The sequence below is a fragment of the Maritimibacter fusiformis genome (assembly GCF_008086115.1).
GTDB lineage: Bacteria > Pseudomonadota > Alphaproteobacteria > Rhodobacterales > Rhodobacteraceae > Muriiphilus > Muriiphilus fusiformis.
The window spans coordinates 40,242-53,875 of the sequence record NZ_VSIY01000013.1; the positions used below are offsets into that span (position 1 = coordinate 40,242).

Consider the following 13,634-nt stretch of genomic DNA (forward strand, 5'->3'; position numbering starts at 1 on the left):
CCGCAAAGGCCGCGCCCATGCGTAGGGCCGTGCTGATCCTCCTGCCCTACACGTGGCTGGCGGCGCTGTTCCTGGTGCCGTTCCTGATCGTGATCAAGATCAGCCTGTCGGACACCGCGCTGGCGATCCCGCCCTATACCCCGACGCTGGATCTCACCCAGGGGTGGGAGGGCATCCGCACCTGGTGGGCCGGGCTCGATTTCGAGAACTTCGTGTTCCTGACCGAAGACGACCTTTACTGGAAAGCCTACCTCAGTTCGCTGAAGATCGCGGTGATCTCTACCCTGATCACGCTCTCCATCGGCTATCCCATCGCCTACGGCATGGCGCGCGCACCCGAGGAATGGCGCCCGACCCTGATGATGCTGGTGATCCTGCCGTTCTGGACCTCGTTCCTGATTCGGGTCTACGCTTGGAAGGCGATCCTGTCGAAAGAGGGGTTTCTGAACCAGATCCTGCTGGCGACCGGGCTGATCGACGACCCGCTGATCATCCTCAACACCAACACGGCGGTCTATATCGGCATCGTCTACACCTACCTGCCGTTCATGATCCTGCCGCTCTATGCGGCGCTTGAAAAGCTCGACGGCGCGCTGCTGGAAGCCGCCGAAGACCTCGGCTGTTCGCGGCTGTCGGCATTCTGGCTGGTGACCGTTCCCCTGTCCAAGCAGGGCATCATCGCGGGCTGTTTCCTGGTGTTCATCCCGGTGGTGGGCGAGTTCGTGATCCCGGCCCTTCTGGGCGGGTCTGAAACGCTGATGATCGGCAAGGTTCTGTGGGAAGAATTCTTCTCGAACCGCGACTGGCCGGTGGCCTCGGCGGTGGCGGTGATCCTGCTGGCGATCCTGATCATCCCCATCGTCCTGTTCCTCAAGAACGAGGAAAAGCAGCGGGAGGCCGAAGGATGAGGCGCGTATCCTGGTTCAACCTGACCTCGCTGACCTTCGGGTTCGCCTTCCTCTATCTGCCGATGGTGGTGCTGGTCGTCTATTCGTTCAACTCCAACAAGCTCGTCACCGTCTGGGCCGGGTTCTCGACCAAGTGGTATGGCGAGTTGTTCCGCAACGAGGCCTTCCTCGACGCCGCCTGGGTGACGCTGCGCGTGGCGCTCCTGTCCTCGACGATGGCGACCGTGCTGGGCACCATGGCCGCCTATGTGCTGGTGCGCGGCGGCAAGTTCTTCGGCCGCACCCTGTTTTCCGGCACGCTCTACGCGCCGCTGGTCATGCCCGACGTGATCCTCGGTCTGTCGCTTCTGCTTCTGTTCATCTCGATCGGGCTGGACCGGGGCATGGTCACCATCGTGCTGGCCCACACCACCTTTGCCATGAGCTATGTCGCGGTTGTGGTGTCGTCCCGGCTGGTCAGTTTCGACCGGGCGCTGGAAGAGGCCGCACTTGACCTCGGCTGCACGCCGCTGGACGCCTTCCGCTCGGTCACCCTGCCGATCATCGCGCCGGCGGTGATCTCGGGCTGGCTTTTGGGGTTCACCCTGTCGCTCGACGACCTGGTGATCGCCTCCTTCACCTCGGGGCCAAGCTCGACCACCCTGCCGATCAAGATCTTCTCGGCGGTGCGTCTTGGCGTTTCACCCGAGATCAACGCCCTGTCCTCGATCCTGATCGGCATCGTGACGGTCGGCGTCCTGACCTTTTCCATATCCTCTAAGCGCGCCATCATGAAACGGATGCGCGAAGAAAACCGAGCGGAAACATGACCGACTTCTTGCAGGAATACGCCGCCCATTGCGAAGAGCATGGGCGACCCGACCGCGTGGAATTGATGTTATGCGACATCAACGCCGTGCTGCGCGGCAAATGGCTGCCCGGCGACGACGAGGAAAAGATCGCCGAAGGCGGCGTGCGCCTGCCGCTGTCGACCTATGCCCCCAACATCCTTGGCGAAGAGGTCGAGGCCACCGGGCTGGGCATCGCCGTGGGCGACCCCGACGGGCGGCTGTTCCCGGTTCCCGGCAGCCTCCGGCCCGTGCCCTGGGCGGCCAAGGACACCAATGTCGCGCAGGTGCTGGTCGAGATGCACGACGACACCGGCGAGGTCAGCTTCCTGAGCCCGCGCCACCAGCTTGAGACCATGCTGGGCCGGTTTCGCGAGCGTGGCCTCAACCCGGTGGTGGCGACCGAGCTTGAGTTCTACCTCTACAAACCGCGCGAGGCCGAGGACGACGCCCCCGTGCCGCCCGACCGCAGCCCGATGTTCCAGAACTACGACCTCGAGGTGCTGGAACGCACCCAGGCCATCCTCGACGACATTCTCGACGGCGCCATCGCGCAGGGCATGGCCCCCGACACGCTGATCGCCGAATACGGGCCGGGGCAGTTCGAAATCAACTTCCACCACACCGACGATGTGCTCGAGGCCGCCGACAGCGCGCTGATCTTTCGCCGGCTGGTGCGCGGCACCGCGCGCAAGCACGGGATGAGCGCGACCTTCATGGCCAAGCCCTATGCCGACAACCCCGGCAACGGCATGCACGCGCATGTCTCGGTCACCGATGCCTCGGGGGACAACATCTTTGACGACGGCACCGACGAACCGTCGGCCCGGCTGAAACAGGCGGTGGCCGGGGTGCTGGCGACGATGCCCGACCTGCAGGCGATCTTTGCCCCGCACATGAATTCCTACCGCCGCTTTCAGGCCGGGTCGTTCGCGCCGCACGCGCCCGACTGGGGGCTGGACAATCGCGCCGCCGGCATCCGCCTGCCCGAGGTCTCGGGCCCCGGCGCGCGGCTGGAGCATCGGATTTCCGGCGCCGACACCAACCCCTACCTGGTGCTGACCGCGATCCTCGGCGGCATCCTCTACGGTCTCGACAACCCCGACCTGCCGCTGCCCCTGCCGCTCGATGACGATGACGGCGAACATGCCGATCCGCTGACCGGCGACTGGACCACGGCGGTCGACATCTTTGCCGAGTCCGAGATCGCCGCCGACATCTTCGGCACGGAATACCGTGACATCTACACCGCCGTGCGCCGCGACGAGATCCAGCAGTTGACCAGCGCCATCAGCCAGATCGAATACCGGACCTACCTGGGCCGGCTGTGAGGCGGCGGTGAGGCGGCTCTACGAACCCTTCGCCTATTCCGACGCCGCCCGCGCCGATTGCGCCTGGGGGCTGGACAGAGACTGGCCCGCGCTCAACGCCGACCGCGCCACCGAGGTCGCGGTGATCGGCGGCGGCTACACCGGCCTGTCGGCGGCGCTGCACCTAGCAGGGGCGGGCGTGGACGTGACGCTGCTGGAGGCCCAGGTGCCCGGCTGGGGCGCCTCGGGGCGCAATGGCGGGTTTTGCTGCCTGGGCGGCGCGATGGCTGGCGACGCCACCCTCGCCCGCCGTTTCGGGCGCGATCAGGCCGATCTCTGGGTCACCGCCCAGCGCGACGCCATCGACCTGGTCGCGGAGCTGATCGAGACCTACGAGATCGACGCCGACCGCCATTCCGATGGCGAGGCCGTGCTGGCCCACCGACCCCGCGTGATGCGCGAGTTCAAGGCCGAACACGCCCATCTTCTCCGCCTCGGCATCGCCTCGGAAATCATCCCGCGCACAGCCCTCGCCGCGCACGGGCTGGTCGCGGCAGGCACCTTCGGCGCGCTGCACATCAAGGCGGGCTTCGCGCTCGACCCCGGCAAATACGCCGCCGGGCTGGCCCGCGCAGCGAAGGCCGCAGGGGCCGCGATCTTCGCCCACAGCCCGGTCGAGGCGATCCGGCTGGAAGGCCCCGGCTTTCGCCTCACCACCCCGCGCAGCACCGTCACCGCCCGGCGCATCATTCTCGCCACCAACGGCTATTCCGCCGAAGACCTGCCCGACTGGCTGCGGTCGCGCACCATGCCGCTGCAATCCAACATCCTCGTCACCCGCAAGCTGACCGGGGACGAGCGCGCGGCGCAGGGCTGGACATCGAGCCTGATGGCCTATGACAGCCGCAGCCTCTTGCACTACTTCCGGCTGCTGCCCGACGGGCGGTTCCTGTTCGGAATGCGCGGCGGCACCCGCGCCGGCGCGGCGCGCGACGCGGCCATGCGCAGCAAGGTTCGGGCGGATTTCGACGCCATGTTCCCCGCCTGGGCAGGTGTCGAGGCGCCGCATTTCTGGTCGGGCCTTCTGAACCTGTCGCGCGGCCAGACGCCCTATGTCGGCCCGATCCCCGGCCTGCCCGGCGCCTTCACCGCGATGGCCTACCACGGCAACGGCGTGGCGATGGCCAGCTATTCCGGCGCGCTGGTGGCCGACCTCGCGCAAGGCAAGACCCCGCAGCGCCCCTTCCCCACGGTGATGCAGTCCCCCCTTGGCCGCTTCCCGCTGGGGCGGCTGCGCCGCGTGCTGCTCGACGCGGGCGCCCGCGCGCTGGCGCTCAGGGACGCGCTTTAGGCGTCGCGCAATTCATTCCGAAAGCCGGTTCCCACTTTTCGGATTGCGCTCTAGCCGAACACCTTGCCCAGCGCCTTGTCCACCGCGCCGGTGATCTGGTCGATGTCGTCGGGCGTCGCGATCAGCGCCGGGCTGAAGCACAGCACGTTGTTCAACCCCGGCACCGAGCGGTTGGAGGCGCCGATGATCACCCCGAGGTTCGAGCATTCGGCCACCACCGCGCCCACGTCCTTTTCCGCCACCGGCTCTTTCGTGGCGCGGTCCGTGACCAGTTCGATGCCCTGGAACAACCCCTTGCCGCGCACGTCGCCGACGACCCGGTGCTTTTCCATCAGCGCCTGAAGGTTGCCCATCATCCGCTCGCCCATCTTGGTGGTGTTCTCGAGCAGCCCCTCGTCCTCGATGATGCGCATGTTCTCCAGCGCCGCCGCCGGCCCCGCCGTGCAGCCGCCGAAGGTCGAGATATCGCGGAAATGGTTCAGCGGATCGGCGGCATCGTCCTTGAACATCTCGAATACCGCCTCGGTGGTGACGCAGACCCCGATTGCCGCGTAGCCGCTTGCCACGCCTTTTGCCATCGTCACGAAATCCGGGCGAATGCCGTAATGCTGATAGCCGAACCAGGTTCCGGTGCGCCCGATGCCGCACACCACCTCGTCGATGTGCAACAGGATATCGTATTTGTCGCAGAGCGCCTGCACCCGCGGCCAGTAGCCCTCGGGCGGCGTGATGACGCCGCCGCCCGCCGTGATCGGCTCAAGGCAGAGCCCGCCCACGGTGTCCGGCCCTTCGGCCAGGATCACCTCTTCGATGGCCTGAACCGCGCGCTCGGCATAGGCCTCGCCCGACAAGTCCCACTGGGCGCGGTATTCCATGCAATGCGGCACGCGCACGAAATCCGGCACGAAGGGGCCGTATTGCATGTTGCGCTCGTCCTGCCCGCCCGCCGACATGGTGCCGATGGTGCCGCCGTGATAGTCGCGCTCGCGATACAGGATCTTGGTCTTCTTGCCGCCGTAACGCTTGTGCGCGATCTGGCGGATCATCTTGAAGGCCTTTTCGTTCGCCTCCGACCCCGAGTTGCAATAGTAGACCCGGCTCATCCCCGGCATCTTCCCGATCAGCTTTTCGGCATAGAGCGCGCCGGGGATCGACCCCGCCGAGCCCGCGAAATAGTTCAGCTTGACCAGCTGGTCGCGCACCGCGTCGGCGATCTGGGTGCGGCCATAGCCGACGTTCACCGTCCAGACCCCGCCCGACACCGCGTCGAGATACTCGCGCCCCTTGGCATCCCAGACCCGCATCCCCTTGCCCTCGACAATGACGCGGGGATCGACCGTCTCGAACGGCTTGTGCTGGATCAGATGGTGCCAGACATGCGCCTTGTCGGCATCCACCACATGAGAGATATCGTTGTCGCTGAAACCGTCCATGGGAACCTCCGGGCCGGGCTGTCTGATCATTTGATCAAAAGCCTAGGGCGGCGTTTTGGGAAAAGCAATCGCAAGCTTGTCGTGGCTGCGCGCCCATCCTAACGTGGCCGAAAACGGAGGCAAGATGACCGATCCCACCCCCCGAACCGACCTGATCCTGCGCGTCGTGCCGATGCCGTCGGACGTGAACGCGGCCGGCGACATCTTCGGCGGCTACGTGCTCAGCCAGATGGACATCGCCGGCGGCATCGTCGCGGGCGAGCGCGCCGAGGGCCGGGTGGCGACCGTCGCCATCGACGCGATGAAGTTCATCCGCCCGGTGCGGGTCGGCGATATCCTGTGCATCTACGGCAGCGTCGCGCGGGTCGGCACCACCTCGATCACCGTCGCGCTGGAAGCCTGGGCGTTGCGCCACGGCACCCGGGACCGCCGCAAGGTGACCGAGGGGCATTTCGTCTTTGTCGCGCTCGATGCCGAGGGCCGCAAACGGCGCGTGGACGGCTGAGGCAGAGCGATGAAATCCTACCCCGATGTCGATGCCTACCTTGCCGACCAGACGCGCTGGCACGCCGAGACCGTCGCGCTTCGTGCCATCGTGCTGGAAAGCGGGCTGGACGAGGCGATCAAGTGGGGCAAGCCCTGCTACAGCCACCAGGGCAGCAACATCGCGATCATCCAGCCGTTCAAGCCGCATCTCGCGCTGATGTTCTTCAAGGGCACCCTGCTGTCCGATCCCCTCGGCCTGCTGGTCCCGCAGGGCGAGAACTCTCAAGCCGCGATGCGGGTGGAATTCACCAGCGTGGACGAGGTCGCGGCGAAGGCCGATGGCGTGCGGGCCTTGCTGGCCGAGGCCATCCGGGTCGAGGCTTCGGGCGCCCGTGTCGATTTCACCCGGCGCGCACCGCCCGAGCTTGCGGCGGAACTGGTCGACGCCTTCGACAATGACCCCGACCTGCGCGCGGCCTGGGAGGGGCTGACGCCGGGGCGGCAACGTGGCTATCTCTTGCATTTCAACGCGGCCAAGAAGCCCGAAACGCGCGTGGCCCGGGTGGCACGCGCCGCGCCCCGGATACTGGCCGGAAAGGGCCCGAACGATCCCTAGGCCCGCGCAAGCCCGGCCCGCAGGCGACAACCTCCCGTCGCGGCCCGTCCAAGACAGCACCCCGCGGCCCCTCTAGCCTGTCCTGACCGAGGTTTTTTCAGAAAAGGACATCTGATGGCCAAGACGTTCGTAACCGCCGCCTTCATGCTCGCCCCCTTGCCGGTGCTGGCCGAAGAGGCGTGGCAGGCGTGTAATTTCGAGACCCATACGGGCCGCATGGCGATCAGCTACGAGTTGATCGGCCAACAGGCCTGCGTCGACTTCTGCAAGGCGACCGAGGGCTGCACCGCCTGGCTCTACACGCCGCACAGCTTCAATCCCGCCACCGCCCCCGGCGCCTGCGGGATCTACGCCGAAGCCAGCGGCACGCGCCCGCCGGACGCGACCGCGCCGACCCAGTTCTGCGGCTGGGTTGAGGAATAGCGCCCGCGCCCCGTCAGACGTAGCCCATCAGCACCAGGATGATGAGGACAAGCAGCACGAGACCCAAGCCGCCGGAGGGGCCATAGCCCCAACCGCGCGCATATCCCCAGGTGGGCAGGGAGCCGATAATGGCCAGAATGAGGATAATGATCAGAATGGTGTAAAGCATGGGAACGATCCTTTCGTGCAGACCCGACAGGGCAACGCGAAAGGGACGGGTTTGGTTCCCGCGGCCCGGAACGGCGGCGTTCGCGGTCCCGCGCAAACGCCGCCGCCGTGCGTCTAGCGAGTAGGATAGGGTTCTACCCCATCCTACCGTTTTTTTCGCTAGCCGCGGCCGTCCGGATCGAGGCTCCGGGCGCCAGCTTCGATTTCACCCGGCGCGCGACTTGGGACGGGCTGACGCCGGGGCGGGAACGCGGTTACCTGCTGCATTTCAATGCGACCAAGAAGCCCGAGACGCAGGTGGTAAAATGCGCGCCGGGGATTCTCGTGGTTCGGGGAGAGGGGAAATCCTTTCCCGGATCGCTTGCGATCCGGTTCGCGCCCGACCCGCCCCCAGGGCGGGCGCGAAGTGCGCCCACCCTCGTGCCGGGCGCGAACCTGTGTGGTGCGATGTGCAACTGGAGCCTGTCCAGAACGTTTATCAGTCAGAACGGTAAACCGAAAAACCCACTCTCGACTTCCAGAAGTTCTTCTGCACGTTCTCGAATGCTCGTGTTCAGAAACCAAGCATTGTCTTCGAATCTGACATAGAATTCCTTAACGTCGGCATCGGTCGCGATCCACCCCACTTGACTATTTGTTGTCAGCGCCTCGAATACTCCACGAATTTGTCCGCGTGTCAGCCCCTCGAACCCCGTTAGTTTGTTGATAATCTCGTGGGTCTCCGCAAAATTGGGTGAACCTTTGAGGCGACCCACCAGTTCATCCTTTTCGAACTCCACCGACAGTTCAATTGCTGGAAAACGCTCTTTGAAAAAACCTGACAGTGAGGGAAACAACCTCACGGAGCGCAGGAAGCCAGAAGCGATCCATTCCTCCTCTAGGTATCCATCAATCATGGAAGCGTTCAAAGGCGAAGAGAAATCCGAATCCAATGTAACCAAGTTGAGCTCGAATATGGGTGAATGTGATTTAAGGGCCTCCCAATGGATCGCGTCGCCAACTGAACGGTTCTTTCCGGGAGGCTCACCAAGCTCAACCCTTCGAAGGGCCCGAGAATAGAGGTCTTCGTCGATTGGAATATCGGTGGCTAGATCGAATAGACCGTTTATCAAGAGATCGGCACGTAAGGTTTTGGCTTCTATGTCGGTCATAGCCTTCGAAACCAACGACGCGTGCAATTTTCCAACATCTTTGAGCTTCGACTTGATCTCTGGATATTCGGGATAGTCATTGCAGTAGTGTGGGAACTCACGCCCAAAGTTCGCTGACTTTAGAGCGTTGAAACCCTCCGCAATCTTACCTTCTCGTCTTCTTTGAACCTCACGGACAAGGTGTGCGTTTGAGAGAAGAGTGATTTCTTCGTCCCCAATCAGTTTGACCAACTTGGCCATTTCCTCGAGATCATCCTTCCCAAACAGATAGAAAGAAAGGAAGACATTTGCATCGAGAAATAGGCTAGTCGTCATCCCCTCACCTCGTAAACTTCTTATACTTCAACCGCTTCGGCTCCAGTGCGTCCGCGCCCAGCCGCCGCTTCTTGTCTTCCTCGTAGTCCTCGAAGTTGCCCTCGAACCATTCGACATGCGCCTCGCCCTCGAAGGCCAGGATATGCGTGCAGATGCGGTCGAGGAAGAAGCGGTCGTGCGAGATCACCACGGCGCAGCCCGCAAAATCGACCAGCGCATCCTCGAGCGCCCGCAGTGTTTCCACGTCGAGGTCGTTGGTCGGTTCGTCCAGCAGCAGCACGTTGCCGCCGGACTTGAGCAGCTTGGCCATGTGCACCCGGTTGCGCTCGCCGCCCGACAGCAGCCCGACCTTCTTTTGCTGGTCGCCGCCCTTGAAGTTGAACGACGAGCAATAAGCCCGTGAATTGACCTGCGCGTCGCCAAGGTCGATCACCTCGCCGCCGCCGGAAATCTCTTCCCAGACCGTCTTGTTCGCATCCAGCGCGTCGCGCGACTGGTCGACATAGGCCAGCTCAACGGTGTCGCCATACTCGATCGTGCCTTCGTCCGGCTGCTCCTGCCCCGTCAGCATCCGAAACAGCGTGGTCTTGCCCGCGCCGTTCGGGCCGATCACGCCGACGATGCCGCCGGGCGGCAGGCTGAACGACAGATCCTCGATCAGCAGCTTGTCGCCCATGTGCTTTTTCAGCCCGTTGACCTCGATCACCTTGCCGCCAAGCCGCGGCCCGCGCGGGATCACGATCTGGGCGCGGCCGATCTTTTCGCGCTCGGACTGGTCGGCGAGGTCGTTATAGGCGTTGATCCGCGCCTTCTGCTTGGCCTGCCGCGCCTTGGCGCCCTGCCTGATCCAAGCAAGTTCGCGCTCCAGCGTCTTCTGCTTGGACTTGTCCTCGCGCGCCTCCTGCGCCAGCCGCTTGGCCTTTTGCTCAAGCCACGAGGAATAGTTGCCCTCGTAGGGAATGCCCCGCCCCCGGTCGAGTTCCAGAATCCAACCGGTGATGTCGTCGAGGAAATAGCGGTCGTGGGTGACGATCAGGATTGTGCCGGGATATTCGATCAGGTGCTGTTGCAGCCAGGCGATGGTTTCGGCGTCGAGGTGGTTGGTCGGCTCGTCCAAGAGCAGCATCTCGGGCGCTTCCAAGAGCAGCTTGCACAGCGCCACCCGGCGCTTCTCGCCGCCCGACAGGGTTTCGACATCGGCATCGTCCGGCGGACAGCGCAGCGCCTCCATCGACACGTCGATCTGGGCGTCGAGATCCCACAGGTTCTGCGCGTCGATCTTGTCCTGCAACTCGGCCATCTCGTCGGCGGTTTCGTCCGAGTAGTTCATCGCCAACTCGTTGTAGCGGTCGAGGATCGCCTTCTTGTCGGCCACCCCCAGCATGACGTTCTCGCGCACGTTGAGGCTGCCGTTCAACTCGGGCTCCTGCGGCAGATAGCCGACCCTCGCACCCTCCGCTGCCCAGGCCTCGCCGGTGAAGTCCTTGTCGATCCCCGCCATGATGCGCAGCAACGTCGACTTGCCTGCGCCGTTGACGCCGACGACGCCGATCTTGACGCCGGGCAGAAAGCTCAGGCGGATGTTCTCGAAGCACTTCTTGCCGCCGGGATAGGTCTTGGACAGACCATCCATGTGAAAGACATACTGATAAGCAGCCATCGCGCGCGTCCTTTCGGGAATACGGGGTTTCCCGGCTAGATAGCGACCCGGCGGCGCGGGGGCAACTAGGGGCACTCGATCCCGTGCTTGGCGATCAACCCATCCTGCCAGAACAGGTCCCGAATCGCCGGGCTTTCCAGCGTGGCGCAGAAGATGGCGCGCTCGGCCTCGGTCGGATCGGGCGTCCAGCGCAGACCCATGTGCCAACCGTTCACCTCCTGCCGGAAGGCGTTGGAAAACATGGGGCCGCCCTCCGGCCCGGTGGCGATCAGCGAGGCGATGCGGGCGGCATCGAAGGCATCGGGCGGCGGTTCGACGAAGATGTTGTCCTCGGTCCCCGGCGCCTTGGCGCGCGGCACACGCGCCGCCGCCAGCGGCAGGCCCATGGTTTGCAGCGCGCCCGCGAGGTCGATCGGCGGCGTGGCGGTGCGCGCGCGGCCAAGCATGAACCCGCCCCCGGCGTCGCCATTTGCGAGCGATCCGAAATCGTAGCCGAACCTGCCGTTCGGCCGTTCGTTAAAAAGCTGGGTCGCCTGCCAGACAGCCGGCGAATCGGCACCCGCCCCGAGATGCGCAGCGGCGCTGCGAAAGCCCATCGGCTGATACGGGGTGAAGTGGTCGGCGCGCCAGTGGGTGCGGTCCTCGTCGAGTATCAGCGTCAGGTCAGCGGGGCGGTCGTGATCGGGCGCGTAGAGCACGCATGGGCCGCCCGCGAGGTCGGGGTTGGCGGCACGGCAGGCGGCATCGCCGCCCGGCACGAACAGCGCATGGGTCTCGGCCCGGTCGTTGCCATAGGCGTCATCGGTGAGCACGATCCGCACCCAGCCGACGCCGCCGCCCATGAGCAGACGCTCACAGGCCTCGGTGCAGGGGCTTTCGCCGATCAGGGGACCGGCGCGGCCTTCGCCGCGGGAATAGAGATCGGGATCGCGAGACACGCGGCGGCGGATCTCGATCCCCGGCTGTTCGGGCAGATCAAGCCGGGTCGCCGGGATGTCGCCCCGCGCCGCAAGATCGCGCGCCAGCGCCTGGTCGGCAAACGGTCCGGGCGCGGCGAGGGCAACGACAACGGCCCCCACACCCGCCGCCAGCGCCGTCAGCCGGAACGGCGTGCGCCAGAGCAGCACCGCCGGCAAAACCGCCCACATCCCGAGGCCGATATAGGGCAGCGGCAACAGGATCACCACGCCAAGGCCCAAGGTGAAAAGCGACGCGAGAAGCGCCGCACTGGGCAGCGCGAAGACCAGCACCAGCACGGTGACGACCGCGAGTAGAATGAAATAGGTCTTGTGCAAATCCGCCTCGCAATTTCGCCCGTTTTCAGCTTGTTAGCGCGAAATATTGTCGGAAATTCGGCACCGCTCCGACCGGGGCGGGTCACATTGACATCGCAAGGCGGCGCGCGTCTACTCGCTGCCCAGACAGGAGGCATCCATGACCCGCATCGCCCAAGCCACCGACTTTCCCGCCCGCTACACCCCCAATCCCGAGCGCTACGACCGCATGGTCTACCGCCGTTGCGGCGCATCGGGGCTGAAACTGCCGGCGGTGTCGCTGGGGCTGTGGCATAATTTCGGCCATGACACGCCGCACCAGACCAAGCGCGCGATCTGCCGCACGGCCTTCGACCACGGCATCACGCATTTCGACCTCGCCAACAACTACGGCCCGCCCGCGGGCAGTGCCGAAGACGCGTTCGGGGAGATCCTGCGCACCGATTTCGCCGGGCTGCGCGACGAACTCATCATAAGTTCCAAGGCCGGATACGACATGTGGCCCGGCCCCTACGGCGAGTGGGGCTCGCGCAAATACCTGGTCGCCTCCTGCGACCAGAGCCTGAAGCGCATGGGGCTGGATTATGTCGACATCTTCTATTCGCACCGCTTCGATCCCGACACGCCGCTCGAGGAAACGATGGGCGCGCTCGACCAGATCGTGCGGCAGGGCAAGGCGCTCTATATCGGCATTTCGTCTTACAACAGCGAACGCACCCGCGAAGCAGTCGAGATCCTGACCGACCTCGGCACGCCGCTTCTGATCCATCAGCCCAGCTACAACATGCTGAACCGCTGGGTCGAAAAGGACGGGCTGAAAGAGACCCTGGCCGGGCTTGGCGTCGGGTCCATCGCCTTCACGCCGCTGGCACAGGGGATGCTGACGAAAAAATACCTCGGCGGCATCCCCGAGGGCAGCCGCGCGGCGCAGGGCAAATCGCTCGATCCCAACCTGCTCAGCGACAAGGCGATCGAACATATCCGCGCGCTCAACGACATCGCGGCAGGGCGCGGGCAGACGCTGGCGCAGATGGCCATCGCCTGGGTGCTGCGCGACGGCGGCATCACCTCGGCGCTGATCGGCGCGTCGAAACCCGAACAGGTGGTGGACTGCGCCGGGGCGGTCGACAACCTCGAGTTCACCGACGAGGAATTGGCCGAGATCGACCGCTTTGCCGGCGACGAGGCGATCAACCTCTGGGCCAGTTCTTCCGAGACCGACTGACCCCCTCGGACGCGAAAACGCCCCGCACCGATCCGGTGCGAGGCGTCGATTTCCTTGGCCGTGACGCGCGGATCAGGCCGCTTTCGCCTGCAATCCAAGCTCTGCCGCGATCCCCGCGATGTCGCTGACCTGCTTGGCCAGCTCGTCGAGCATTTCCGGCGTCGCGTTGTCGCGCGCGGCAACCGCGGCGGCGACGAAATCGTCCAGCACGTCCTGCGTGACCTCGGCCACCGGCATCGCGCGTTCCGCCAGCACCGAGGTGCCTTCGGGCGTGATCTCGGCAAAGCCGCCGGTGACGACGAAGCTGGCGTCGCCCTCGGCGCTGGTCACCCGGACGATACCCGGGCGCAGCGTGGTGATCAGCGGCGCATGGTTCGGCATCGCCGTCATCTCGCCGTCGGCGCCGGGGATCTGCACCGCGCTGGCCACCAGCGAGGCCAGAAGCCGCTCTGGCGAGACCAGGTCGAATTGCATCGTGTCAGCCATT

General features: G+C 65.0%; 14 protein-coding genes. 8 read left to right on the plus strand and 6 right to left on the minus strand.

The window, feature by feature from the left end; translation table 11 throughout:
* Positions 1–17: 17 nt before the first annotated feature.
* From FVF75_RS12455 to FVF75_RS12470, 4 genes are read left to right on the plus strand one after another with little or no spacing between them, the layout of a single operon-like run.
* Positions 18–908, plus strand: coding sequence for an ABC transporter permease subunit (locus FVF75_RS12455; RefSeq protein WP_148378385.1), 891 nt, complete (start codon positions 18–20; stop codon positions 906–908).
* A complete protein-coding gene (locus FVF75_RS12460; protein ID WP_148378388.1) occupies positions 905–1,717 on the plus strand; it encodes an ABC transporter permease in 813 nt (270 codons plus the stop codon). The genes FVF75_RS12455 and FVF75_RS12460 overlap by 4 nt, the downstream gene beginning before the upstream one ends.
* The gene (locus tag FVF75_RS12465) at positions 1,714–3,066 is read left to right on the plus strand and encodes a glutamine synthetase family protein (protein ID WP_148378391.1); all 1,353 of its coding nucleotides are present in this window, start codon (positions 1,714–1,716) and stop codon (positions 3,064–3,066) included. The genes FVF75_RS12460 and FVF75_RS12465 overlap by 4 nt, the downstream gene beginning before the upstream one ends.
* A gap of 7 nt (positions 3,067–3,073) precedes the next feature.
* Positions 3,074–4,396 carry an NAD(P)/FAD-dependent oxidoreductase gene (locus FVF75_RS12470; protein ID WP_148378394.1) on the plus strand — a complete coding sequence of 441 codons (1,323 nt, stop codon included), beginning with the start codon at positions 3,074–3,076 and terminating at the stop codon, positions 4,394–4,396.
* Positions 4,397–4,446: 50 nt separating this feature from the next.
* Here the strand turns inward: FVF75_RS12470 and FVF75_RS12475 are convergent, their stop codons facing one another.
* The gene (locus FVF75_RS12475) at positions 4,447–5,829 is read right to left on the minus strand and encodes an aminotransferase family protein (RefSeq protein ID WP_148378397.1); all 1,383 of its coding nucleotides are present in this window, start codon (positions 5,827–5,829) and stop codon (positions 4,447–4,449) included.
* A gap of 124 nt (positions 5,830–5,953) precedes the next feature.
* On the opposite strand from FVF75_RS12475, the gene FVF75_RS12480 reads away from it, so the two are divergent.
* From FVF75_RS12480 to FVF75_RS12490, 3 genes are all read left to right on the plus strand, one after another.
* A complete protein-coding gene (locus FVF75_RS12480; protein ID WP_148378400.1) occupies positions 5,954–6,334 on the plus strand; it encodes an acyl-CoA thioesterase in 381 nt (126 codons plus the stop codon).
* Between the two features lie 9 nt (positions 6,335–6,343).
* Positions 6,344–6,931, plus strand: a complete 588-nt coding sequence (locus FVF75_RS12485) for a YdeI/OmpD-associated family protein (RefSeq protein WP_148378403.1) — start codon at positions 6,344–6,346, stop codon at positions 6,929–6,931.
* Between the two features lie 114 nt (positions 6,932–7,045).
* On the plus strand, positions 7,046–7,354 hold the full coding sequence (locus tag FVF75_RS12490; RefSeq protein ID WP_148378406.1) for a hypothetical protein: 309 nt from the start codon (positions 7,046–7,048) through the stop codon (positions 7,352–7,354).
* Between the two features lie 13 nt (positions 7,355–7,367).
* Here the strand turns inward: FVF75_RS12490 and FVF75_RS12495 are convergent, their stop codons facing one another.
* The 4 genes from FVF75_RS12495 to FVF75_RS12510 all read right to left on the minus strand — a co-directional run bounded on the left by FVF75_RS12495 (position 7,368) and on the right by FVF75_RS12510 (position 11,943).
* Positions 7,368–7,523 (minus strand): DUF3309 family protein, encoded by a 156-nt coding sequence (locus tag FVF75_RS12495; RefSeq protein ID WP_148378409.1) that lies wholly within the window; start codon positions 7,521–7,523, stop codon positions 7,368–7,370.
* 481 nt (positions 7,524–8,004) lie between these two features.
* Positions 8,005–8,988, minus strand: coding sequence for a PIN domain-containing protein (locus FVF75_RS12500; protein WP_148378412.1), 984 nt, complete (start codon positions 8,986–8,988; stop codon positions 8,005–8,007).
* Between the two features lie 4 nt (positions 8,989–8,992).
* Positions 8,993–10,648 (minus strand): energy-dependent translational throttle protein EttA, encoded by a 1,656-nt coding sequence (gene ettA / locus FVF75_RS12505; RefSeq protein ID WP_148378415.1) that lies wholly within the window; start codon positions 10,646–10,648, stop codon positions 8,993–8,995.
* A gap of 65 nt (positions 10,649–10,713) precedes the next feature.
* Entirely contained in the window at positions 10,714–11,943 is a 1,230-nt protein-coding gene (locus FVF75_RS12510) for a hypothetical protein (RefSeq protein WP_148378418.1), read from the minus strand.
* Between the two features lie 139 nt (positions 11,944–12,082).
* On the opposite strand from FVF75_RS12510, the gene mgrA reads away from it, so the two are divergent.
* Positions 12,083–13,147: an L-glyceraldehyde 3-phosphate reductase gene (gene mgrA / locus FVF75_RS12515; protein WP_148378421.1), complete on the plus strand. Its 1,065-nt coding sequence runs from the start codon at positions 12,083–12,085 to the stop codon at positions 13,145–13,147.
* Between the two features lie 72 nt (positions 13,148–13,219).
* Here the strand turns inward: mgrA and FVF75_RS12520 are convergent, their stop codons facing one another.
* Complete coding sequence (locus FVF75_RS12520) at positions 13,220–13,633, minus strand: F0F1 ATP synthase subunit epsilon (RefSeq protein WP_148378424.1); 414 nt, start codon at positions 13,631–13,633, stop codon at positions 13,220–13,222.
* Position 13,634: the final 1 nt, after the last annotated feature.